The 24407-nt window shown below is 40.1% G+C and carries 23 protein-coding genes, 1 tRNA gene and 1 pseudogene; 13 read left to right on the top strand and 12 right to left on the bottom strand.

Annotation, left to right across the window (positions count from 1 at the left end):
- The first annotated feature begins 46 nt into the window (after positions 1-46).
- Complete coding sequence (locus DW205_RS22850; RefSeq protein WP_036614610.1) at positions 47-3988, top strand: two-component regulator propeller domain-containing protein; 3942 nt, start codon at positions 47-49, stop codon at positions 3986-3988.
- A 4-nt stretch (positions 3989-3992) separates the two neighbouring features.
- On the opposite strand, the gene DW205_RS12390 is transcribed toward DW205_RS22850, so the two are convergent.
- Positions 3993-4835 carry a LytTR family DNA-binding domain-containing protein gene (locus DW205_RS12390; RefSeq protein ID WP_005860837.1) on the bottom strand — a complete coding sequence of 281 codons (843 nt, stop codon included), beginning with the start codon at positions 4833-4835 and terminating at the stop codon, positions 3993-3995.
- A gap of 179 nt (positions 4836-5014) precedes the next feature.
- On the opposite strand from DW205_RS12390, the gene DW205_RS12395 reads away from it, so the two are divergent.
- The 3 genes from DW205_RS12395 to DW205_RS12405 all read left to right on the top strand — a co-directional run bounded on the left by DW205_RS12395 (position 5015) and on the right by DW205_RS12405 (position 7456).
- Complete coding sequence (locus DW205_RS12395) at positions 5015-6160, top strand: DUF6051 family protein (RefSeq protein WP_005860835.1); 1146 nt, start codon at positions 5015-5017, stop codon at positions 6158-6160.
- A gap of 291 nt (positions 6161-6451) precedes the next feature.
- Positions 6452-6916 (top strand): helix-turn-helix domain-containing protein, encoded by a 465-nt coding sequence (locus DW205_RS12400; protein WP_005864185.1) that lies wholly within the window; start codon positions 6452-6454, stop codon positions 6914-6916.
- Positions 6917-7018: 102 nt separating this feature from the next.
- Positions 7019-7456 (top strand): DUF6078 family protein, encoded by a 438-nt coding sequence (locus tag DW205_RS12405; RefSeq protein WP_005864183.1) that lies wholly within the window; start codon positions 7019-7021, stop codon positions 7454-7456.
- 136 nt (positions 7457-7592) lie between these two features.
- Here DW205_RS12405 and DW205_RS12410 read toward each other — a convergent pair.
- Positions 7593-7843: pseudogene (locus tag DW205_RS12410) on the bottom strand (ORF6N domain-containing protein); the annotation flags it as partial.
- A gap of 268 nt (positions 7844-8111) precedes the next feature.
- Here DW205_RS12410 and DW205_RS12415 point away from each other — a divergent pair.
- From DW205_RS12415 to dcd, 5 genes are all read left to right on the top strand, one after another.
- On the top strand, positions 8112-9482 hold the full coding sequence (locus DW205_RS12415) for a phage integrase SAM-like domain-containing protein (protein WP_005864181.1): 1371 nt from the start codon (positions 8112-8114) through the stop codon (positions 9480-9482).
- 241 nt (positions 9483-9723) lie between these two features.
- On the top strand, positions 9724-9930 hold the full coding sequence (locus DW205_RS12420) for a hypothetical protein (RefSeq protein WP_005864179.1): 207 nt from the start codon (positions 9724-9726) through the stop codon (positions 9928-9930).
- 508 nt (positions 9931-10438) lie between these two features.
- Positions 10439-10804 carry a hypothetical protein gene (locus DW205_RS12430; RefSeq protein ID WP_008778781.1) on the top strand — a complete coding sequence of 122 codons (366 nt, stop codon included), beginning with the start codon at positions 10439-10441 and terminating at the stop codon, positions 10802-10804.
- Positions 10801-11937, top strand: coding sequence for a hypothetical protein (locus DW205_RS12435; RefSeq protein WP_005864175.1), 1137 nt, complete (start codon positions 10801-10803; stop codon positions 11935-11937). Before DW205_RS12430 ends, DW205_RS12435 begins: the two co-directional genes overlap by 4 nt.
- Positions 11904-12551 carry a dCTP deaminase gene (dcd, locus tag DW205_RS12440; RefSeq protein WP_005864173.1) on the top strand — a complete coding sequence of 216 codons (648 nt, stop codon included), beginning with the start codon at positions 11904-11906 and terminating at the stop codon, positions 12549-12551. Before DW205_RS12435 ends, dcd begins: the two co-directional genes overlap by 34 nt.
- A gap of 127 nt (positions 12552-12678) precedes the next feature.
- Here the strand turns inward: dcd and DW205_RS12445 are convergent, their stop codons facing one another.
- Positions 12679-13443 carry a metallophosphoesterase gene (locus DW205_RS12445; protein WP_005864171.1) on the bottom strand — a complete coding sequence of 255 codons (765 nt, stop codon included), beginning with the start codon at positions 13441-13443 and terminating at the stop codon, positions 12679-12681.
- Positions 13444-13814: 371 nt separating this feature from the next.
- Between DW205_RS12445 and DW205_RS12450 the strand changes: the two genes are divergently transcribed.
- Together DW205_RS12450 and DW205_RS12455 are read left to right on the top strand one after the other, a co-directional pair.
- Entirely contained in the window at positions 13815-14252 is a 438-nt protein-coding gene (locus DW205_RS12450) for a hypothetical protein (protein WP_005864167.1), read from the top strand.
- A gap of 2 nt (positions 14253-14254) precedes the next feature.
- On the top strand, positions 14255-14803 hold the full coding sequence (locus DW205_RS12455) for a hypothetical protein (RefSeq protein WP_005864165.1): 549 nt from the start codon (positions 14255-14257) through the stop codon (positions 14801-14803).
- 109 nt (positions 14804-14912) lie between these two features.
- On the opposite strand, the gene DW205_RS12460 is transcribed toward DW205_RS12455, so the two are convergent.
- The 9 genes from DW205_RS12460 to DW205_RS12500 all read right to left on the bottom strand — a co-directional run bounded on the left by DW205_RS12460 (position 14913) and on the right by DW205_RS12500 (position 22668).
- Positions 14913-15227, bottom strand: coding sequence for a hypothetical protein (locus DW205_RS12460; RefSeq protein ID WP_005864163.1), 315 nt, complete (start codon positions 15225-15227; stop codon positions 14913-14915).
- The gene (locus DW205_RS12465; RefSeq protein WP_008778783.1) at positions 15224-16120 is read right to left on the bottom strand and encodes a relaxase/mobilization nuclease domain-containing protein; all 897 of its coding nucleotides are present in this window, start codon (positions 16118-16120) and stop codon (positions 15224-15226) included. The genes DW205_RS12460 and DW205_RS12465 overlap by 4 nt, the downstream gene beginning before the upstream one ends.
- Positions 16092-16463 carry a MobC family plasmid mobilization relaxosome protein gene (locus DW205_RS12470; RefSeq protein WP_005864159.1) on the bottom strand — a complete coding sequence of 124 codons (372 nt, stop codon included), beginning with the start codon at positions 16461-16463 and terminating at the stop codon, positions 16092-16094. Before DW205_RS12470 ends, DW205_RS12465 begins: the two co-directional genes overlap by 29 nt.
- Positions 16464-16823: 360 nt before the next feature.
- Entirely contained in the window at positions 16824-18014 is a 1191-nt protein-coding gene (locus DW205_RS12475; protein ID WP_005864157.1) for a primase-helicase family protein, read from the bottom strand.
- 17 nt (positions 18015-18031) lie between these two features.
- Positions 18032-18379 carry an AlpA family transcriptional regulator gene (locus tag DW205_RS12480; protein ID WP_005864155.1) on the bottom strand — a complete coding sequence of 116 codons (348 nt, stop codon included), beginning with the start codon at positions 18377-18379 and terminating at the stop codon, positions 18032-18034.
- A 101-nt stretch (positions 18380-18480) separates the two neighbouring features.
- Positions 18481-19359: a hypothetical protein gene (locus tag DW205_RS12485; protein WP_005864153.1), complete on the bottom strand. Its 879-nt coding sequence runs from the start codon at positions 19357-19359 to the stop codon at positions 18481-18483.
- A gap of 164 nt (positions 19360-19523) precedes the next feature.
- Positions 19524-19597, bottom strand: a tRNA-Ile gene (locus DW205_RS12490).
- 77 nt (positions 19598-19674) lie between these two features.
- A protein-coding gene (gene prfB, locus DW205_RS12495; protein ID WP_121963098.1) for a peptide chain release factor 2 occupies positions 19675-20800 on the bottom strand; the annotation gives its coding sequence in 2 pieces (ribosomal slippage) (positions 19675-20736 and positions 20738-20800; 1125 coding nt in all).
- A 62-nt stretch (positions 20801-20862) separates the two neighbouring features.
- Positions 20863-22668: a long-chain fatty acid--CoA ligase gene (locus DW205_RS12500; protein ID WP_005864149.1), complete on the bottom strand. Its 1806-nt coding sequence runs from the start codon at positions 22666-22668 to the stop codon at positions 20863-20865.
- 187 nt (positions 22669-22855) lie between these two features.
- On the opposite strand from DW205_RS12500, the gene DW205_RS12505 reads away from it, so the two are divergent.
- Positions 22856-23182: a PadR family transcriptional regulator gene (locus DW205_RS12505; protein ID WP_005860828.1), complete on the top strand. Its 327-nt coding sequence runs from the start codon at positions 22856-22858 to the stop codon at positions 23180-23182.
- Positions 23183-23194: 12 nt separating this feature from the next.
- Positions 23195-24307: a PspC domain-containing protein gene (locus DW205_RS12510; RefSeq protein WP_005864147.1), complete on the top strand. Its 1113-nt coding sequence runs from the start codon at positions 23195-23197 to the stop codon at positions 24305-24307.
- Positions 24308-24407: the final 100 nt, after the last annotated feature.

Raw genomic sequence — 24407 nt, forward strand, 5'->3', positions numbered from 1 at the left:
AAAAGTTGATATCTTGCAAACGAAACATGGAAAACATCAACAGCTCATGAAGTTTCAAATTGTGCTATTATGCTTATTCTTCTTAGTAGAACTGAATGCAACCCCATTCTACTTTAAGTCCTATGACATGGAAGACGGATTAAGTAATAATCATGTCACATGTTGCGTACAAGACGACTATGGCTTTATGTGGTTTGGTACCAGAGATGGGCTCAATAGATTTGACAGCAAAAAATTCTATACATTCAAGAGCTACTCTTCAGAAAAAGGCTCTTTAATGAGCAGTTATATTCTTGACTTAGCGAAAAGTCCCACCGGACAAATTTGGGTAAGTACCAACCTTGGGCTACAAAAATATGACTATCAAACAGATTCCTTCACACTCATTGATTTCACCAAAGGAATCAACTGTTATTCACTACAATTTGACCAGCAAGGAAATCTCTGGATGATTCTTAATGGGTACTCACTCGTAAAATACAATGAAAGTCAAGGTATGCATCTTAATTATATGTATAAAGGAAGTGATCCTATTACCTCCTTTTATATAACTCCTCAAGACCAAATTTGGGCAACAACAGCGAATGGTAATGTCGTTTTTCTAGATGATGACAAAAATGAATTCATAGCCTTAGATATCAAGAATCTAGATAAAAATCATCCTATCGATGATATGACAGCAATATGGGCCTCTCCTTTAGATAATATATTATTAATTGGAACTAAAGATAATGGTATAAAACGAATCGATATACAGACAAAAACATATAAAGATATTTTACCTCAACAAAAAAAATCTCCACTTTATACTAGAAATATCATTCGTATGACAAAGGAGAAAGTATGGATTGGCACTTTTAATGGCATATATTTATATGATATTCAAAATGATACGATAATGTCTATCCAGCAAAATAAAAGTGACCTCTATTCATTATCCAGCAATGCTATCAAAGAACTCTACAAAGATCAAGAAGGAGGTATCTGGGTTTGTACTGATAATGGCGGTATCAGCTACTCTCCTCCTTATTCAAAATTCAAAAGGCACTATAATATTCCTGGACAAAGAACGCTCAATGGAGATATTATACACGATATTTGCATAGACAAAAATAATAATCTATGGATTGGCACAGAAGACGCTGGATTGAATAAGCTAAACATGAAGGACCATTCATATACATCTTTTAATGACATGAAAGGCCTTTCACAAAATTGTATACATGGATTAGCGTCTATAGATAATCACCTATGGATAGGGACACACGCTAATGGTATTGATTTAATGGATATCCGTACTGAGAAAATAATCAAACATTACACGATTTCCGTAAATCCTTATGCAAACAAAAACGACATCATCGTATACCTTTATAAACTCCAAAACAATGATTTGCTGGTAGCTACCGCTCTTGGTGTCTATCAATATAATTCTCAAAAAGACATTTTTGAGCAATTAAGCCAATTTCCTAATAATTGTAGGATACAAACTCTTTTTGAAGATCATGATGGAGTAATATGGGCTGGAACATCGAGTAAAGGACTATATTATTATAATCCTGCTACTTCCCAACACGGAGAATTTAAATTAGATACAGTAAATACAAGCCGAACAATAAACAATATTTATGAAGATCGTAAGAACAACTTATGGTTCGCAACTGGTGACGGAATCAAAATTTATGACCGTAGTACTCAACAAACGACCAAATACGATATGCAAGATGGCTTACCTAGCAATGTAATTTACCGTATTGAAGAAGATAAAAAAGGAAACATGTGGATCAGTACGGCTAACGGCCTCGCAAGACTCAACCCTAAAAACCATAAAATAAAAGTCTTCAAAAAAGAACATGGATTAACTTCAAATCAATTCAATTATAACTCTTCTTTAAAAACAGATAATGACAAATTATATTTTGGGACACTAAAGGGGATGATTAGCTTCCAACCTAATAGTATCCAAGAATTTTCCATTCAACCGAAAGTATATATATCACAGATTAATTATAATGATCCAGATCATAACTTCTTACACCAAGAGGCTATCACTTTTAAAAAAGGAATCACCTTAGAACATAATCAGTCCACATTCTACATCGACTACACATCATTAAGCTACCAAGCTCCCAACCTCACCCAATACGCCTATTGCATGGAAGGGTTAAGTTCCAAATGGTATCATGTGGTGGGCGAGAACCGGGTTTATTTCACAAAACTACCGCCCGGTAATTATACGTTCAAGGTGAAGGCGGCGAACCTGTCCGGTATTTGGAATGATGAGCCGGCGATGTTCCAGATTACGATCCTTCCCCCATGGTGGCTCTCTACCAAGGCGTTAATCCTATATGGGATTATCGCTATCGGATGCGTAGTGTTGCTGATCTTTATCATTTCCCGGCATAATAAGGCCAATATACAGCAGAAAATACAGGAGTTCGAGAATGAAAAGGAGAAGGAGCTTTATCAAGCTAAGATTGATTTCTTCATCAATATCGCTCATGAGATACGTACGCCCCTAACTTTAATTAAAAGTCCTCTGGAGAAAGTAACACGGGACATCAAGCTATCTCCCAGCGCAAAGAATTATCTGACAATTGTGGATAAAAACGCAAACCGGCTACTGGATCTGGTGAATCAACTACTGGATTTCAGGAAGACGGAAATCGAGGGATATAAACTAAACTTCATACATACGGACATCATTGCATTGATGCAAGAGACCTTTGAGCGTTTCCACGACACGGCGGAGCAGGAGGCATTGCAAATGATTATCGAGTGTAACGTGAAATCTTTCTACGCCTTTATCGATAAGGAAGCTTGCACGAAGATACTCAGCAACCTCCTATCGAACGCTATTAAATACGCAAGAAGCAAGATCATCGTTCGGTTCGAGGCGCAAGATGGCGAGCGATTCACGATCGATATCATGAACGATGGAAAGCCCATCTCGGAGGAGATAAAAGAAAAGATCTTCGAGCCTTTCTACCGGGATGACTCCTCTATCCATAAATCCGGGACCGGGCTCGGACTACCCTTGGCCCGTTCTTTAGCGGAGATGCACGAGGGATCGTTGACGTTGGAGGAATCTCCGGCCGGGCTTATCATCTTTAGATTACGTTTGCCGGTGAACCAACCGAACTCATTAAAACTAGAGGAAGAGAAAGCAGAGGTCCTGACCAACCCTGCCAGCGAGCGGAAATATGTCACCCAAGAATCCCGCCCGACGGTTCTCGTGGTGGAAGATAACACCGAAATGCTCCATTTCATCGGTCAAGAGATCAATGTCCATTACAATGTTGTCACCGCCGGTAATGGCGAGGAGGCGATTGCCCGTCTTCAGGAATATGGCATCCAATTAATCATCAGCGATATCATGATGCCTGTCATGGATGGTTTCACCTTATTGAAAAAGATAAAGACTAATCTGGAGTTCAGCCATATCCCGATCATCCTCTTGACGGCTAAGAACACCTTACAATCTCGCATGGAAGGGCTTGAGCTGGGGGCGGACGCTTACATCGACAAACCTTTCTCCATGGATCTATTGCTTACCCAAGTGACGAACCTGCTGAACAACCGGAGCAATATGCGTGCCTATTATTTCAACTCGCCGATTGCCAATATCAAATCCATGGCTTACACGAAGGCGGACGAGAAGTTCTTGAAGAAACTGAACGATATCATCGACAGCCATATAAACGACGTGAACCTAGACGTGGACATGATAGCGGACTTGATGAATCTAAGCCGTCCGACCCTTTACCGTAAAATCAACGGCCTATCGAACGTAACGCCCAACGAGTTGATCAAGATCAGCCGGCTAAAGAAAGCCGCCGAGTTGATCCTTCAAGGCGATATGAGAATTTACGAGATCGCCGAGGCGGTTGGTTTCAACTCGCAATCCTATTTCAGCCGGGCCTTCTCCAAGCAATTCAACATGAGCCCCTCGCAATACGCGAAAGAAAATAATATCGAATTGAAATAGCCCGCTAGGAAGAATAGGTCTGGAACCAGCGGGTTACCTTCTCGCTATACGTCTTGGAGATCGGGATATCGGGTACTTTCTCGATCCCCAGCTCCAAATAAACGCCCTCCTTCTCCCTGCGGATCACCTTCACTTGGTCGAAATTTACCATGAAAGAACGATGGCAACGGAGCACATTCGTATCAGCGAGGCTTTCCTCGATCGCCTTCAAGGAGTTGCGAAGCATAAACTTCGTGAGCTGCCCCTTATTCAGATACCAGATACAAACGTAATTATCCGCCGATTCAAGGTACAGCAGGTTACTTCGCTTCACGGAAAGGCGCAACTCGTTCTTCTCGTCATAGAAAGAGAAAACGCTTTGCCGAACCGCCGCTTCCGTCTGGTTCTCCTCCAACAATCGCAATTGTCGCTCTTTCTCTTTATAAGAGAAATACAGGTGCAGCACGGAATAAGGGAGCAATAAAACCAGACTGGTATTCACCGCCGAATCGTTAAAAACTTCCATATATTCTCGTTCCGGATTCAGTACCAACGTATAAATCGTATAGAAAAGCGACATGAAGAATATCTCCAGCACGATCCAGATCGCATAGGTCCGGACCGTGATAGCATGCCGCTTCCCCCAATGGAACAGAATAATACGGCTCAAGACAACCACCAATACTCCCGTCAAGATAATCAAGCTGGAGAATACGAAGAACTTAAACTCCGAGACCTTGTACCAAGAGGTGGAGCTAAACGGCTTGTAGATGTTGATAAACACCAACGCAAACAAGGCCGTCCACAAAATCAGCCTCACGATATTCTGTTTACCGTATATGTAACTTGGTATTTTTTGATCCCACATTCCCATCTTTTTGCCTCTATTTTGGAACAAATGTAATCATTTTCCCAGACGAAATTCACCCCTCTATAAAAGATTTCACCCCTAAATAACACTTTATGTCCCCAACAAAGCCCGTTTAAACCATTTATTTTGAAGAGATGTTTTTCTATTGTTTGTTTGCAGTAAAAAATCAGAGGATTATGGATATTTCACTTCGTACTAAGCAACTGAACAGTCTTTTCTCTTATGACAAAAAGACTGAATTGGAAGAGAGCCATCTGGAGATCATCCCGTTTCGCTTCACCCAGACCCGTGGCGCCAGCGAGATCGACGAGTTCCAGAAGGGACTTACCCCCACCGGATTCTGTCCGATGACCGACGATCGTATCCAAGAGAACAAATCTTTCTCGTATGCCATATTCACGCCCTCGGGACGTAAAAAGAATAATGAGGCGATTATCCTGTTGCATGGCCTGAACGAGCGGACTTGGGAAAAATACCTCACATGGGCGGAATACCTCACCCATACGACCGGTAAGCCGGTCATCCTGTTCCCGATCGCTTTCCATATGAACCGTACCCCGGGATTATGGGCCAATCCCCGTGCGATCCTCCCTTGGGTAAGCAAACGCAAGGAGGAGGTAGCGAACGTGACGAACTCCACCTTCGCCAACGTAGCCCTCAGCAGCCGGCTATCCCAAAACCCGTTACGCTTTTACGCCTCGGGCAGAGAGTCCGTTTATAATATGTGGCAATTGGTTCATGAGATCAAGAACGGCGAGCATCCTTTGTTCAAGGAAGATACGTCCATCAACTTATTCGCTTATTCCATCGGGGCGTTACTCTCGCAGGTCTTGTTATTAGCGAATCCGGACAAGATGTTTACGGACACCCGTTTATTCATGTTTTGCGGTGGCTCCATCTTCAGTGAGATGGATGGCAACGCCCGTGATATCATGGACAAGGAGGCGTTCGCCAAGGTACGCCATTACTTCCGGCATGATTTCTTGGAGAACCGTACGCTTCCCACCTCGTTCAAGAATGATTTTCTGGAGCAAGCCTTTAAGGCCATGGTACGTGAGGATGTGTTACGAGATTACCGGGAGTCGTTCTTCCAACGGGCTTGCGATCGTATTCGGGCGATCTCATTGAAAAAAGATATCGTTATGCCTACTGGCGGGGTGATCAAGGCTTTAGGAAAAGCGTCCGGCAAGATATTGGAAGAGCTGGATTTCCCGTTCGCTTACTCCCATCAAATCCCCTTCCCGACACACTCCCGTATCGATCCGGGCCTGATCAACCAAGCCTTTCATTCCATATTCACGAGGGCGGCGGCGTTTCTCTAAAGGGACATCACCGCATTTAAGGCAAGCTCAACAGACAACGTTGCCAGCCTCTCAGCTGGCAAGCATATTGTCTGTCTTCGGCTATCCCCCTTCACCTCTGTACGTGCCCCATATTTATTTTATGAATACGATGCAAAAGAACAGAGAAATAAGAAGGTCCGCAAATCCGTAACGTTAGTATCCACTAGTCCCCGAATAGTATTTACTTCTTTCATCGATAGAAATTTAATTCCGGCTACCCGACATGAACATATCCTTCGTATATTTGTTGAAAATTAAAATCAAGAAGATATGGGAACAGAGAATACAGGAACAAGCCAACGAGTGCATCACGGGCATAACATCGCCTCCGCCCGTAGGATGAAAGGTTTAGTGCAAAAAACTTTAGCGGATCTATTGGGTATGTCCCAACAACGATTATCCCAAATCGAAAGCACCAAAATCGTAAGCGATGAGATCCTGCAAAAAGTAGCGGAGATCACAGGCGTATCGCTCGAAGATCTGAAAACGATGGAGGAGCCGATGAGTATCTATATTGAGAATAATAGCACCAACACGATTGAAAAAGGGGCGAATGTTGGTAGTGTCAATTCTTCCTATGATGAAAACGATAACGACTTTGAGACAACCTATCACGTTAACCCAATCGACAAAATCACCGAACTCTATGAGCGTCTACTTAAAGCCGATCAAGAAAAGATCAAGGAACTGGAGCAACGCATCGCCGAGTTAGAGGGAAACGCCTCCAAGTCCTAACCTACCAACAACAATATATAAAACATTCTTAGCTTTTAGCCGTCCGTATCCATCGCATGATAAGCGTTTCAGCTAAGGGCTTTCATTATACATCTTATTACCATGGAAGAAAAACTCGATTTCGCGAATGTGCCTTCTCGATACTCATTATGCTTGAACCGCCAGTGCCCGAACGCCGCCACCTGCCTTAGGCAAATAGCGGAGGTAAGCGCTCCAGACGACGTTGAGTGCTGGACTATCATCAGCCCCAAACGCTTGGCAAGCCTCACGGGGGATTGCCCTTACTACCGTTCCAATAAAAAGACCCGTTATGCGATGGGGTTCATAAACATCCTAGATAGTCTTCCCTACAAGCAGATGCAAGAGGTCAGCAAGTATCTGATCTCTCATTTCGGCCAAAGCACTTATTACCGTGCCCGCAAGGGAACCCGTCCGCTCTTACCTACCGAGCAACAATTCGTTCTCGAAACACTTAAAAGATGCAAAGCAGACAGTTGTCAAGAATTCGATGCCTACTATGAGGACTACGACTGGGAGTAATTCATTTTTTCACCGTGATGAAAATGTATTTCCACCGTGATGAAAAAGGTTTTTCACCGTGATGAAAACGTTTTTTCTCCACGGTGAAAAAAGATCTTCATGCAACATCACGTCAAGCCCGATCACCGACACTTTTTTAAGGTTTGACGAACCCGATCGGATTACGAGGTTTATCCGACAGTTTCTTTTGTGTTTGCAATTCCGCCAGAGTCTGGTTGATTAGCTCTAGCTGCATACCAACACAGAAGAAAGTTGGGCAACGCCATGCTCCGTAAAAGCGAAAGGCATGTAGCGAGTTCCTCCCCGACTCTTTGAGGTCGCAAATTGCGTCCTCAAAGAAGCATATTCTTCTTTCGTCAGTTCAAACATAAAATCGCTAAACAACCTTTATCCAGTTATTTAGCGATCATCCATCGTGGTCCCACTTGGGCTTGAATCAAGGACTCCCTGATTATGAGACCGAGAAATTAACCTTTTTACTGTATGTTATCTCATACAATATATTTAGCTTTGCATTGTAAATCAATCGATTACAATTTATATTTCATTTGATTTAGTTGCATTTATTCCGTCACGGATACGTCACGGGGTATACAAAATCACCAAAAACGTCACGGAAACGTCACGCTTTTTTTAAGTGTCAGGAAGATATACAATGAGAAGAAATACAGCGACAAAAGGTTTTAAGTTCAAACTCTATCAGAAGCGGGCAAACGGTCGATATGCCGTGTCGCTCGTCTTGCGGTATAACGGTCAACGTCTGCTTATCAGCTTACCCTTCAGTGCAACAGAAATGCAATGGGATGCAAATAAAGAAAGATTTGTAGATGACGAAACTGCCCGGAATATCATTAAGGAGCAAAAGCTAACCGGAGAAGATAAGAAAAAGTTTCTTTCCGAACTTCACCCAAACCGGGAAGTAAACAACATGTACTTGGATAAGAAAACGGCAGAACTCCTATCCATCGTGGATGACTATGAGCGTAGGCGCATACCCTTCACAAATATGATGATACAGGAGCGGTTGTTTGTAGTTCTGAAATCCAGTACCGTTGAAAAGTACCTATTATCCCATATCGATAAGTTGAAAGTAAGTAATCGTCATGGAACAGCCTCTACTTTTGAAGACCTTCACGTATGTCTGAAAAAGTTCGACAAGGGCTTTAGTAAAAGATTATTCCCAGACATCGATTATGAGTATGTTTCTCGCTTCTTCGAAAATGAAAGAAACTCCGGTCGTGAAGTTGGTGGCATCGGGGTTAACCTACGTGCCTTGCGTACATTATTAAATAGTGCCATCAAAGAAAATGTTGGTAGCCCTGAAACTTACCCTTTCAGCAACCAATACGGAACACGTACCGGAAAAGACACATTCGGTTTAGCGAAAGAGGTAAAGACTAATACAAGAAAACGTTACATACCTTTTGAGTACCTAAAAGCATTCTATGAATTCGAATTCGAGACAGTGCCACACCAACGCAGCAAAGGATTTTTCTTTTTCTCTTTCTTTTGTGGTGGTATCAACTTCACAGATATGGCTAATATCAAATTGACAGATATAAAGTCTGGCTTCGACAGACAAGGGAAGCCTATTCGTTATTTCACTTATACTCGCTCCAAAACAAAAGAGCCGATTGAGATACAAATCAATGAGGACATTCAATCTCAAATTGACTATTTGCTTAATGAGGAATTTGGCACTCCGGCTACCGGGTATCTATTGCCTATTATCACTAAAGAAGATATGTCTCCTGCAGAACTGAATGATTTCAAGAAAAACAAACGCAAGAAACTTAACAAGTACCTGAAAGAAATGGCTACCATCATGGGATTTCCAGAAGGTATTCAAGACCTCAGTACATATTTTGCCCGACATAGCTTTGCCATGCGCTTATTTTCAAAGACAAAGTCTATTGATATTGTAAGCGCAGGGCTTCATCATTCGAATACGGAGATTACGAAGGTATATCTGGAGTCGTTTGGGGCGGATGAAGTGGCAAAAGCAACAAATAACTTATTAGGTTGAAGAATTATTCGCTTCTTTTTTGGTAAGTTGTTGAGAAATTAGCAATTTCGCCCCCAGAGTTAGAGACTGTCAGAAGAAGTCTAAACATGTTTCTAAGTATCCGTAGAGTTTGTGATACTAGGCATACCATGACAAAGTTATTCCAAGTAAGAGTTACTTAGTCCAAATGCCTTGCATTCTCAAAAAAATAGAACCATATTTTACTAGGTTGTTATTAACTTAATAAAAATCAGTCAGCAAAATGTTACAAATTGGTGATTCTGTATTAATTTCTCCCTATCTTACAATGTGTGAGACATGGATAAATGGAGTGGTTATTGATGTAGAAAATAATCCTTTTCGTGGAATTGTTATTTCTGCGCAAACCACGGATGGAAATGTCTTTTTTAGTGTGGAAGATGATTTCAAGTTGCCAGTTGAAAAGGACTCAAAACAATCGGAAACCTAGATATATTACAAAAATTAGCTTGGATGTAGCCCTTGATATAATTGAGACATCTTAGATAATGAAAATAAACGCAAAAAACTCAACCAGTATTTGAAAGAAATAGCTGCCATTATGGGATTTCCAGAAGGTATTCAAGACTTTTCCCGACATAGCTCTACCTTCGCCTATTTTCAAAGACAAAGTCTATTGATATTGTAAGCACAGGGCTTCATCATTCTAATACGGAGATAACGAAGGTGCATCTAGAGTCGTTTGGGGCGGATGAAGTGGCGAAAGCCAAAAAACAGGCTACCAAGCTAACATACAAGTATTTACAAATTCATATTTAAGAATATTATCTTTCAAGCCAATATAGACTCTATCATTGCAGCCAGTATTTAGCAATCAAATTATCAATCATTTAACTATCCATTTTCAATAGAGAAGAAACAATGATCAACTCTCATATGTTATACATAAGAAGTAACATATGGTAGATTTATGTCATATAGCATATCTATTTTAGCACATGTCACCAATAAAATTATTACTTTTGCGCAATCAATCATATAAACAATTAGAAATTATGTATTTCGCACAGTCCATAGAAGAACATCGCATAGAGGTTTTTAAGATACTCTTATTCAGAACCTTAGATGGATATGATGGCTATAGAGATGAAATTTCTAAAGTCGTTGTTGATGCTATTGATTTACTTAGGGGTAAAAAGTCTCTATATACAATTGATAAAGAAAGATATCCTCTGATCGTTTTTTTGAATGAAAAAGGTTTTGTTTTCTTAGAAGACATTGAAGATCCAAAGAATCTATCAAACAAAGATTATTATAATTTACTATCAGTTTTTGAATCTAATTTAGATTTTTGTATGGCATGATAAATTCTCAGTTTTTAAAACTACACTTCTCTCAATTAGTAAAAGCTTGGAAAATATCAAAATACAATAGCTATTCCGATGCTCAAAAGCAGAATTATCATAATAATTTGTCCGAATTATTTTCATGCTTAAAGAAAGTTAATTTCGATCTGCAGTCTCCAACAGAACAACAAGAATTAAAAGAAGTTATTGATTTTTTCATTTTAAGCCTTCAATTTTTAAACAATAGTACAGTCAATTGTGTGCCCTACGAAATTGTAGAATGTCTAAAAGTTGCAATGAATGAATGGATAGACAAGTGTAATAATTATATTATTGTCACATCATATAACCAATATAGCTTCAATCCATATTTGGTTGTATCCGGTCCATACACTATCATCAAAACACGATTTAATATAATATTTGACAAAAAGCTTGTACAAATAAATCTGCCTCAACATTTGTCAAACGATTATTTATGCAATGCCGTTTTATATCATGAATTAGGACATTTTATTGATCAGGTTCAAAACATTTATCCTCCAATAAAGAGTATTTTATGGGCAAATAAAGATAAAGTTGATTGTCAAAAATATTTCCCATATATTTCAGATTCACGTTACCCGGAGCCATACAGACAAGCAATTTTGCAAAATCATATAAAAGAGTATTTTGCTGACATATTTGCTGCTCAGTATATCAGAGAATCGTCATTCTACTATTTGGAATATATTGCAGGAAAAAATGGGATATCTGAAACTCACCCTGCGACATCTAACAGAGTTTTGTTTATTAAAGAATTCTTATCTGATCACCATAAGTTTGGATTTGTACTCAATACATTCATTCGAGAAATAAAGAAGCAAACTAACAAAGATCTTTTACTACGATATATTGACATCTCTCCTGACGACCTATTAAATCTTATACCTAATGAGATTATACATAAAGAACAACTACACAGCTTATTTTATCAAGGATGGAATATATGGTTAAACAGACAGGATGATTTTAAGATTAAAAATAACATGCGGGAGTCATTAAACCCCTCAATAATTTATCAGATCATTAATAATCTAATAGAAAAATCAATAAACAATTATTTAATTGTGAAAAAATGGAAAACACATCAACCGTTAGCTCATATTTAGGTGAAAAAGAAATACAAGAGTTATTAACCAGTAAAAGTCTAATAATCCGACCACTTTTGGACAATTCTCAAATCAATGGCATCTCTATTGATTTCAGGTTAGGAACTGATTTTTTAGTCTCTATACAAGGACGTGAAGCTTTTATTAACGCTTCGTTGAATTATGAAAAATCAGGTTCTGTTGATACTTTTTTTCAGGAAACAAGAAGAAAAGTAGGAGAAACGTTTTTGCTGCATCCAAATCAAACGGTTCTTGCTTCAAGCCTAGAATACATAAAACTACCACAAGACATATTTGCAGTATTAAGTATGCGTAGTTCTTATTCAAGATTAGGGTTAAGTATATCTTCATCCTTACAACCAGGCTATTGTGGATGCATATCTTTAGAACTTATCAACACAAACAAAAGTGCTATAAAATTAACCGTTGGAGCTTGTTTGTTCCAAGCATCTTTTGGCAGAATCAATGATAAATTAAATTATTTCTCTAAAAATAGAAAATATTTATGTCAAGTTCGACCTCAAATAACTCTATTCAATGAAGATAAAGATTTAAAAACCCTCAAAAGTATATGGGAAGAAGATAATAGCATACACCTTTCACCTTTATATTAACAATACCCATAAACAAGTCTCATAATTAAAGCAGCTTCTTCATCAGGTATCACTAATATAAAACCCACTATGCCATATTAAAACATGTCTAATTCACACATTACAAGTATATTACAGGAAAGTTAATTCAAGATAATAATTCAAATTCTAGAATATTAAGCATTACAAACGATACCCTGTCAATGATTACAAAAGTGGTATTATGGAAATGTCCATAATACCACTTTTGTAAAATATGTCCATTTCCTATCAATTCATCATAAAGAGAAGTCATACTCAATCTCTCCAACGCAATATCATTCAAAAGAGATGGGTCAAGCTTCACCCATTCTGTTAAGCCCGACTTTGACCGCTTCTCACAAAAATCAGGAGCCGTATGAGTTACCACTGTATCAATCTTTATTCCTGATTGAGTTAGTTCTTTAATCTCATCAGGAAGAAAAACTGGAGCCTCATCTTTCCAGTACAATGGCTGCTTGTCTTTTCCCAAGATACGATTAAGCTCCATCTCCCGAAGACGTGGCTCACGGTCTATAGAGATTGCACCACCGACACATAAGATGTTACGTCCTGCAACGGAAACGACTGTATAATCAGCTACACACCTCATATACTTTTTGACAAAGGTCTTTCCATCAAAATAATCAGGGTCATCATGATTACCTCTGACAAAGAATATTATATTCCCTTGCGTTCTTAGTTTGGGAGCTAATCGTTTATATAACATATCATAATAGCTCGCCTTATGAAAGCCAAAACCACAATCTCCGGCAACAATAATCAAAGAGTCTGTTATATTGTTAATTTTCAGATTGTAAACTAACGTTTCAAACTCTCCGTGTATATCGCCACAGACTACTACTTTTTTCTTATCAGACTCTACAATATTCATCACAAGCTATTCTATACCAGCCCACAAGATACAAACTAAATTCTGAACACACTACCTTCTGCTCAAAAATATACACGCCTTGGATTTAGAATTGAGCGACTTTTCATATATTTGCATTGGAATAAAATTCGGAGAAATCCGAAAAGACATATTAATTTTGCGTTCGCGTAAAATCTTGTACTGTAAAACTGGTAATTTTAAAGTCAAACAAGATGATATGTGCAACGCCCGTGCTGTTATATGGTACGGGCTTGCTTATCATGTTTGACGGGTATACCAGTGCCTACAGTACGGATAAGCTAAGTCCCGTACCATTTCTTTTGGGATTACGTGAACAAGAAATGTTTACAAACAATTAAGCCCAAAGAAGAATGAGAGACTTAGTAAAACTTTACGAGGAAAGCTTTAAACTGATTATCGACAATCCCAATCTAACAACCGACAAAATCCCAAATCACCTTTTGGAAGCTTGGCTCTCAGATGATGTTATTGTCATTACAAATACCGAGCAGTCCTATTTCGCTGTGTCAATATTCCATCTTGTACATGATGTATATCTATGCCTTAAAGGGATTGAAACTGACCCTGACAGCAAAACAATAGAACGCCGCTTCAATACTTTTCAGTATATTTTGGCTTTGGAGTCCGTACACCGTCAGTATCCTATCAATTTACATCCGGTTCAGATTGGAGACTTTGACAATTATGGCACTCCACCTATATTTGACTCAATGCCAAAGAATTTCAGAGAATTCATGGCTCTAACAGAGGCTCTTTATCCACTCAAAAACAAATTCAAACTCAACTAAATATGAGACGATTATTATCAATAGCAGCTTTGCTTGCCTGTCTTATTTCATGTTATGCACAAAATGGCGAGAGTAATTATAAGAAAATGATTACAGACTACGTAGAGATTAAAAACGGTGTCCGGACTAACCTTGATGTGCGTATTTCAGAACTCACTGAAAAAGATTATACAGTAGGCGATAGTATCGAGGTTTTGAACAGTCGCTTTGCCAGTGAAAAAACCGCGAAAATTGAAACTGCCAATAATGACATCAAACATTATGAAGCTCAAATAGCTAAACAACAGGCAAAAGGGGGGCTGGTAGCTGAAACGCTACTAAAAAAATATAAGCCCGAACTGGAAAAAGCTCAAAACAGATTAAAAGAAGCCCAAAATTGGACTGCAAACTATGCAAGCTGCTATGATAGCAGAAATCCCAATGATGTTATTGCCAAAATCGTAGATTGTAAACTATCACTCATGAACCCAAGGCTCAGAACCCGTCAGGAAGGCAAAGCCTCCTTTCTCTTCTCCAGCGATGGCAACAAACTTTTGAAAGCATTGAAATAAGTGTATTTCTACATATATACCTTAGTCGTATGCTTAACCAGATTTCTCTATATTTAGCCCCTCCCCCACAAATGCCCCATAGATAAAATTCTGTGGGGCATTTGTATATTTATGCTAACCATTGATAGAAATTCAGGGAAACTGAACATGACAGTAAAAATCCGACAAGAACCAGCCACCAGAAATATTTAGGTTGCTGCACTTTGACCGTAATTGACTGTTTTAGCGCATTGGGTAGTTCTTGCTGTGCTTCATATAACTTCGTCTGCATGTCAAAAATCAGCTTCAATATCTTTTTTAAGGATATAATATCTTCAGATAGAGTCTCAGCAGTTGGTTGCGAAGAGGGCTTTTGCTTAGATAACTTTTCAAGACTCTTTTTAATCTCCTCAAACATAGATGCCACAATATCAATATCTTTCATTGTTGTTGTCCTTTCTTTTTACATCGTTTTTGTGAATTATCATCAGCCACAAAACCACCAAACTTAGGCAATCCTACCACAGGTTCATGTTTTGCAAACTCTTGTTTTATATTATCTTGGCTTTGTCTGGGAGAACAGAATGATTGAGCTTCCTCAATAGAAACAATTTGTTGACTAAAACAAGCATTGATTTTAGAATAACTATACATACGGTCTATCTTGGAACCACTAAAAGTTATGCCATTTTTAGTGAAACGTATCCCTTCAACCTGCGAAGTCGAACCTTTGGTCTTAAAAGTAACATCTACGCCTTTTGCCTGTAGTCTCAAAGCTAGCTCATCCCAATTCTGGCATAAAGGCAGGATAGTACGAAGAGCATCATAAATTTCATATTTACTTTTATCCGGTTCTTTAAGTCGATGCCGTTTAACATTCTCCTTACCACTTGCCATATATAAACCGTGTTTCAGTGTCAACTCTTTACAGATTTGGGTACTTCGTTTACGGTCATTACTGGTAGATATTAGTTTCCCATCATTATCAATCCGGTTTATACAGATATGTACATGCGGATGCTCCCGGTCAAAATGCCGGGCAACAAAATATTGAGTATTGTTTATTCCCATGCGCTCCATGTATTCCCGTGCCACAGTATCTATAAACCCATTATTAATAAGGTCTTTATCTTGTACGGAAAAATCAAGAGAGATATGGTATACCGGTTTTGATATATCAGGTCTTAGCTCTTGCTGCATAGTAAAACTACTAATAATACTTTCCTTATCTCTCAGCCTCAAGCCATCACTGCCAATTATTTCAGCTCGCTTCCTGTCGTCTAGAATATAATTAACCGCACCCCTAAAGTCACCCCCACATGTTATTTTTGCCATCATCCTTTATACGTTGTATTATATCGTCAATCATTTCCATAAAAACAGAGCATTCTAAGCTCACGGTTGTAAATCCTGCCTGATTAGCTTTCTTGGCTAATTGGTTTATATTATTTGCCATACCACATAGCTCCCGGATATGCAGATTTAACTCAGGTATCAGCCGTTGCCTCACCTCCTTACTTCGGATAGCACTACGAACATAGTCATTTATCGGCATAGCCGCTTTAGAGGCTTGCGATTTGAGGTAATAATACTCTTCGGTCATAAGTTTCACATTGACCTGATAACTTCGTTTCTTATGTTGTTCCTTTGGCGGTCTGCCATTTAATTTTTCTTGTCTCATAACAATGATTTTTAGTTTGACCATCGGGATTTCGAACGTTTTCAGTACTGAAAACATAAACTTGCTTCATTCACAAAAGCCATATTCTGATTTCTTTACACCAAACTCAACATTAGGGAAAAAAGAGTGAGCCTACAGGAAGAGGTGTAGTTTGTGATGATTGGATGAAATGATGATTATATCGCATATAAGACTATCAATCAACCTAATAAAACATCATCATATTGGTCATCAAATTATTCCATATTCAAACGATTGTTTTAGCATCACTCAAAATCACAGATGACCAGTTGATGACAGGATTGATGACCTTCAATATCTTAATACAAAGGCAATTATATCATTACTGTCATCGTATCATCATAAAGCAAGTAAAAAATCCTTCGTCACTGAATAATATCTTCCCTTACGTTTTACCAAAGAATAACCACTTTCGGAATTATAGTTATACTCATACGTTTCATACGAAAAGGAATTAGATGTCTTGTTTAGGTTCCATACCGTTTGAAGTATCTTCTTTACTTGCTGATGTTCCAAATGCTTCGAGAAATAAGGGAACAGTCTTTGTAAATCAATAAGTGCAAACTCAAAATGGTCAATATTCAGCGTTTCCATTATTTCCAGCATCATTTCTCGCAAATCGCACTCAGTTTTATTTCGATTGTAAGAAATCATTCGTTTCAAGGCTTCTGTCTGGAATAAATCCAACCGAAACCACATCCTTGACTCCTGTTTTGTGTATAAAGCCCTGTTTTTAAGGAAGTATAAGAATGCAGGTATCTCACTTTTGAGCTTACGTAAGAATAAAGGATCGCCATTTGTTAAAGGGTGAATTTTACGTACCCAAAAACGGGTTTCCCCCGGAGAAATATACAATGCATTCTCCTCATTGTTGGAACAGAAAACAAATTTTCCGAAAAACTCTATCTCAGCCCGGTCTTTCCCTTTACCTTCTATCTTATAGGTAAAGGCTGTACTTAAATTCTTGATACGCTCGGTGTCTTCCATCCGGTTCAAGAGCGTTTCATCAACACCAATAATCAGTTTGTTTGCCCAATCAGAATTGAATTGACTTCTGAAATCCTCATTCGTATTGAATGTCATGTTCTTACCAAAAATCATTTTCAATAAATTTAGAAAAGTAGACTTTCCTGTGTTATTCTCCTTAGAAACAAGTACTAGTATTGGCAGCTTTGTAATTGGCTTCATGTAAAGAAGCTGCATATAATCCAGCCCTAACTCATAATGCTCCCCAAAGATGTGCCTGATAAAACCAAGTGTAACTTGACAGTTTCCCTCTATTGGCAAACATTCTAACGGTTCGTACAAATTTAAGAACTCACCTATCACTGGTTTATAATCAAGATGAGACGGAATTATACAGAACCCATCATACTTGGGGATTTGGGCTATATAATCTTTCCCATAATCCTGACGTATAGTCTCATAAGTCCAAACTTTTCTTTCAGTTTTCGTATCACCACTAGGCAAAGGCAACTCCACTACTTTGTAATAGACTGTTCCTATGCGCAAAAATTTATTCTTTTCCATATCCCTTCAATCAATCCTCACCGTCTTTTCTGTAGAAAACTTTCATCCAAACGAACTAAAGCCTCTTCTGTAGTCTCTTTCCTATTTGCCAAGAGCCAATTTTCTAACTCTTCACGCAGGAATAGGATTTTCCCATTTCTTTTGAAGTGAGGTATTGCTCCCGTAGATGTTTTACGGTAAAGGGTAGCTCGCTTATAGCCAGTTAGTTTAACAGCCTCCTCTATACCAATTATTTTGGGTGGCATATCATCAGCTTTAGTACTACTATCTTTCACCGGAACTGATTGCTGCAATTCCAAGAACTGCTCGACCGTTAAAGTAAATAACGGTTTGTCTTTCAAATCGGATAATGTTTGTGCATTCATATTATGTTCTATATTAAGTTTGATTTGCTGGCACAAACTTACCGGACTATCAATAGGAATGCAATGGATTCACAGGAAGACTGATTTGAATAATATTTTATTCAATATTTCAACCTAGCATTTGCTTCTTTGAGATAAATAGCAATCTCATTAATTTTTTGTTCTAAACCCAACAATCCATCTAATATTTTTTTCCCTTGAGGGAATGATTTCAATCTCTGCCTTATCAACTTTTCAGGAGTAGTTGTATTAGCTGTTTTCTTATAAGCCAACAGGTCAAAATAATCTATATAGCGATAAATGAATAAATAGTCTTCTTTTGTAAGTGGCACATCGATTATCCGTGAATATGATACATCAGTAAACAAACAGTCTAATCTTACTAAATAAGACAAAACCCTTATTGTTGTTTGGCTTGCTAATAACTCCAAAGGTGTTGAAAATCCTCTTTTTGTACCATTTAGTTCATAATCTATTTCACGAGCTGCCGCAAGCTGTAGCTGTATTCTTTCCAAATTAACATCTTCTGGACGAGTCTTCTGACCATCTTGCCGGGCATTCTCAAAAGCACATATCTCTTCTATCAGGAATTTTATCACCGTGTCCTGAAAACGTTCTTCATTGCCAAGAAACAGCTTTTCGTTTTTCGACTGTTTTGAAGATTGTATCTTATATACATAAGGCTTTGAAGTTAAAAAGAACTTTTCTAACTGCTCCAACATTCTTCTCCAGCATAGAGCATCTCTATCTTGTTGTCGGAATTCTTCTTGCATCTCTGATGTTTTACACTTATGTGATTGATGTCTTATAAAAGCACCATATATATAAAGGTACTTCCTATATTCCATAAGAGACTCTGGAAGGTCGAATGTTCGCAGAAACAGATTGTAATCCTCTTCGTCAAAAATATAGTCAAACGGTTCTCTGACATACAATCCACAAAGCTTCACTTTCGTTTCTACAGTACACACTTTTGCCATAAATCTAATTCAATCTAATAAAATATAAAGTCCAAAAGTAGGAGAAGTACAACCAAAAACAAATGCAGAAGACGAAAATTTAACATTTGTTGCGTCACGAAAACGTCACAGGGCATAAAAAAAGCAGCTACAACCTTCATTGTAACTGCTTAATTATCAAGTAGTGGTCCCACTTGGGCTTGAACCAAGGACTCCCTGATTATGAGTCAGGTGCTCTAACCAACTGAGCTATAGGACCTGTTCAGAGCTAGGCTCTGAAATCGGGTGCAATATTACGATTTATTATCGAGATATGCAAATGTTAAAGGGAAAAACTTATTTTTCCGCACTTTCTTCTCCGGCGAACTCCATCAAGTATGCTTTGATGAAATCGTCGATCTTTCCATCCATCACACCGTTCACGTCGGAAGTCTGGTAGTTCGTACGATGGTCTTTTACGCGACGGTCATCGAATACGTAACTACGGATCTGCGAACCCCACTCGATCTTTTTCTTTCCGGCCTCCACCTTGGCCTGCTCGGCCATACGATGCTGCAACTCCTTATCGTAAAGGATGGAACGCAATTGACGCATAGCGTTCTCACGGTTCTTGGGTTGGTCGCGAGTCTCGGTATTCTCGATCAAGATCTCTTCTTCCTCGCCTGTATACGGGTCCTTGAACTGATAACGCAAGCGAACTCCGGATTCCACCTTGTTCACGTTCTGTCCTCCGGCGCCGCCCGAACGGAACGTATCCCAAGAGATAGCCGCCGCCTCTACCTTTACCTCGATCGTATCATCCACCAACGGGGTGACGAATACGGAGGCGAAAGAGGTCATTCGTTTACCTTGGGCGTTGTAAGGAGATACACGTACCAAACGATGCACGCCATTCTCGCTCTTTAGATAGCCATAGGCGTAATCGCCCTCGATATCGATCGTAACCGTCTTGATACCGGCCTCATCCCCTTCCTGATAGTTGGCGATAGAGATCTTATAACCGTTATTCTCAGCCCAACGCTGATACATACGCATCAACATGGAAGCCCAATCTTGGCTCTCGGTACCACCGGCACCCGAGTTGATCTTGAGCACGCAGCTCATTTGATCGGCCTCGTCACGAAGCATATTGCGGAACTCCAAGTCTTCCAGTAAATGAAGGGCCTTCTTATAAGCCGCGTCCACCTCTTCCTCGGTGATAATCTCTTCCTTTACATATTCGTAAGCCAACTCTAGCTCCTCAGCCGCCGCATGTACCTCACCGTAAAGCTCGATCCATTTCTTTAGCTCCTTTACTTTCTTCATCTGGACTTCCGCGCGTTTGGCGTCTTCCCAGAAACCGGGGTCTTGCGTACGTAGCTCCTCCTCTTCTAACTGAATGGTCTTGCTATCGATGTCAAAGATACCCCCTCAGCGCCTTATCGCGCTCCAACACGTCATGTAGTTGGTCTGATGTGATCATATGTTCTTTTCTTTTTTAAATTTACCGCGAAGATAAGAAATAGTTGATAGCCGACAAACTCGTTATTCCTCGTACATCGCCTCTATCTCGGTAGCGTACTTCTGCAATACGACCGGACGGCGCAACTTTAGCGTATCCGTCAGCTCGCATCCCATCATGAAGGGTTCCGGCAACAAGGTAAAGCGCTTGATCTTCTCGTAAGAAGCCAAGTTCTTCTGGTGCTCCTCTACCCTAGCCTCGATGAAACGAATGATATCCTTGTTCTTCACCAACTCCTCCCGGCTCTCGAACGAGATGCCTTTTTCCCCGGCATACTTCTCCAACAATGGATAAGCCGGCACGATCAAGGCGCTCACGAACTTACGTTGATCGCCGATAACAGCGATTTGCTCGATATAATTATCACCGCTCATCACCATCTCGATCGCTTGCGGGGCGATATATTTTCCGTTTGAAGTCTTATACAAATCCTTGATTCGTTCCGTAAAGAATAACGTATTACCCTCCAAACGACCAGCGTCGCCGGTACGGAAGAAACCATCCTCGGTGAAAGCCTTCCTCGTTTCCTCCGGTTTATTATAATACCCGGACATCACGGTCTTGCCTTTCACCAAGATCTCGTTATTCCCCGGATCTATTTTCACTTGAACTCCCGGCATTACCTCACCAATAGAACCAAACTGGAATCCGATCTCCGGGTAGAAACAAACCGTAGCCGTCGTCTCGCTCAGTCCATAGCCATAAGCGATCGGGATATTCACAGACTGCAAGAACTCATTAATCGTATCCGATAACGGAGCGCCCGCCACCGGGAAAAACCGTCCACGCTCAATACCCAATACCTTCTTCAATAAGGTAAAAACCGTTTTATTGTAAAATTGGAACTTCAACTTCAGACTACACGGGGCCGGAATACCTTTATTCTTATACTCCAGATTATACCTTCGCCCAGTCTCGATCGCATCCAAGAAAATCTTCTTCATGGCCGGAGAGGCGGAGTTGATCTTCTCATGCACGCCCGCATACACCTTCTCCCAGAAACGAGGCACATTGCACATCAAGGTAGGATGAACCTCCGGCAATGTCTTCTGGATCATTTTCGGGTCTTGGTTGATAGCGATCGTAACCCCTTTATGGAGACAATAATAGCACCAAGCTTTCTCGAAGATATGAGTCATTGGCAAGAAACTCATGGATAGATCCTTGTCGGTTACCAGAGGCAGACGTACATCATGTATCCGCATCGCCTCCAGATAGCAAGAATGAGGAAGCATTACGCCTTTCGACTCACCTGTCGTACCGGACGTATATATAATGGTAGCCAGATCCTCCGGAACGGCTTCCGTCATACGTATTTTCACCGTGCTCTCCGCATGCGCGTTATCCCCCAAGCGCAAGAAATCATCAAAATAAATGGACGTCTTATCTTCCGGATTCATCTTGACCGCCGGATCAAAGACAACCAGACGCTCCAAATACTTAGAGTCCTTCTGTACCTTGAAAGCGTTATTATACTGCAATTGCTCACCCACGAACAACGTGCGGATCTTAGCGTCATTGATGATGTACTCGATTTGTCCCGGAGAATTCGTCGCATACATCGGGATGGAAACCACCCGGTTACCATACGCACCGAAGTCCGTATATAAACACTGAGGCATATTCTGGGAATAAACTCCGATATTCTCTTGTACCTTTATCCCGAACTCAGCCATCGCCTTGGCCGTAAGCATAACCTTATCGGAAAACTCCCTCCAAGAAATCTTCAACCATTTCCCCGTAGCGTTATCTCTATGTTTCAACGCTGTACGGTTCCCATATTTCTCTGCCTGACGGTGTATTAACTCGGCGAAATGATAATAAATCATAATTCCTTATTTTGAATTGATACCGCAAAAGTACGCTTTTCTCTTCTAAAAGACACGACATCAGTCCTTTTTTTACACATAATTGCTCTTTTTGTGCAAGTATTCGGTTAAATAATAATAATTCATAGTAGCATGTATTGCATAGTACATATGTAATACATACATTTGTAGCATAAAATTAAAAGAGATGAATGCAGAGAACGTAAAATCACAAATGAGGAAAGGGACGCTGGAATATTGCATCCTCCTGCTTCTCAAAAAGGAACCCGCTTACACCTCTGATATCATTCAGAAGTTACAAGAAGCGAAGTTGATCGTTGTGGAAGGCACTTTATATCCTCTTTTAACCCGACTAAAAAATAGCGAGCTATTAAGTTATCAGTGGATAGAATCTACGCAAGGACCGCCACGCAAGTATTACCAACTGACCGAGAAAGGAGAACTATTCCTCGGCGAGCTGGAGGCTTCATGGCAGGAACTAAATGATACAATAAACCACATCAGAAACAATTAAAACGAAAGAGTGATGAAGAAGACACTTACTGTTAATCTGGGAGGCACAGTTTTCCACATTGACGAAGACGCATACCAATTATTAGACAAATATCTGTCTAACCTGCGCATCCACTTCCGCAAAGAAGAGGGTTCGGATGAGATCATGGATGATTTCGAGATGCGTATCTCGGAACTTCTTAACGAGCGTGTCCGCTTAGGCTACGAGGTCATCACGATCGAGCAGGTAGAGGAAGTGATCAAACGGATGGGTAAGCCGGAAGAGATTTTCGAGGAGGAAGAGAAAAGCACCGACCACGAGGATAATTACCGGGCACAACAACAGGAGACTCATACCCAGACGACCAAGAAACGCTTGATGCGTGACCCGGATAACCGTATTCTGGGAGGTGTCGCCGGAGGTTTCGCCGCCTACATGGATTGGGACCCGACTGCCGTACGTATCGTGCTTTTCCTTCTGATGTTCTTCTATGGAATCACGGTTCCGCTTTACTTTTTGTTGTGGATCATCGTACCGATGGCACGTACGGCGACCGAGAAACTCGAGATGCGCGGACAAAGCGTGACGGTGGAGAATATCGGAAAGACCGTGACAGATGGATTCGAGAAAGTCAGCAATAACGTGAACGACTTTATCAGCTCGGATAAGCCGAGGAACTTCTTCCAAAAGCTGGCGGATGTTTTCGTTCTGGTCATCGGGTTCATCCTGAAGTTTTTCATCATATTGGCCGGAATCTTCCTGTTGCCACCGCTAGTACTAGTCGTATTCATTCTGGTAGTCGTAACATTCGCGTTGCTCATGGGTGGGGCCGGACTCATCTATAACCTCTCTCCGTTCGGAGCGGACTTGATAAACGGAGCACCGTTGTCAATGGCAATCATGGGATGCATAGGGACAATCTTATTCATCGGTATCCCCATATTCTCCTTGATATACGCTATTTGCAGCCAATTATTCAAGGTACGCCCCTTACCGACGCAAGCAAGATGGATATTATTAGCCTTATGGCTTATCTCCTTTATATTATGTGGTGTATATATCCATCAATCCGGTATGCTATATGACTGGCATAATTATTGGAACGGTGTACACGATTGGAACAGGAATGCCGTTTGGCTCCCTTAACCTTATCCGAAGGCGTAAAATGAAGATATAGATTTAGTAGTTTATAATGTTTATTGTGTGTTTAAAAAAAGAAGGCCGCTCTGTCACAGAGGGGCCTTTC

Origin of the sequence: Parabacteroides sp. AM17-47 (assembly GCF_003434625.1) — a bacterium.
In the GTDB taxonomy this organism is placed as follows: domain Bacteria; phylum Bacteroidota; class Bacteroidia; order Bacteroidales; family Tannerellaceae; genus Parabacteroides; species Parabacteroides distasonis.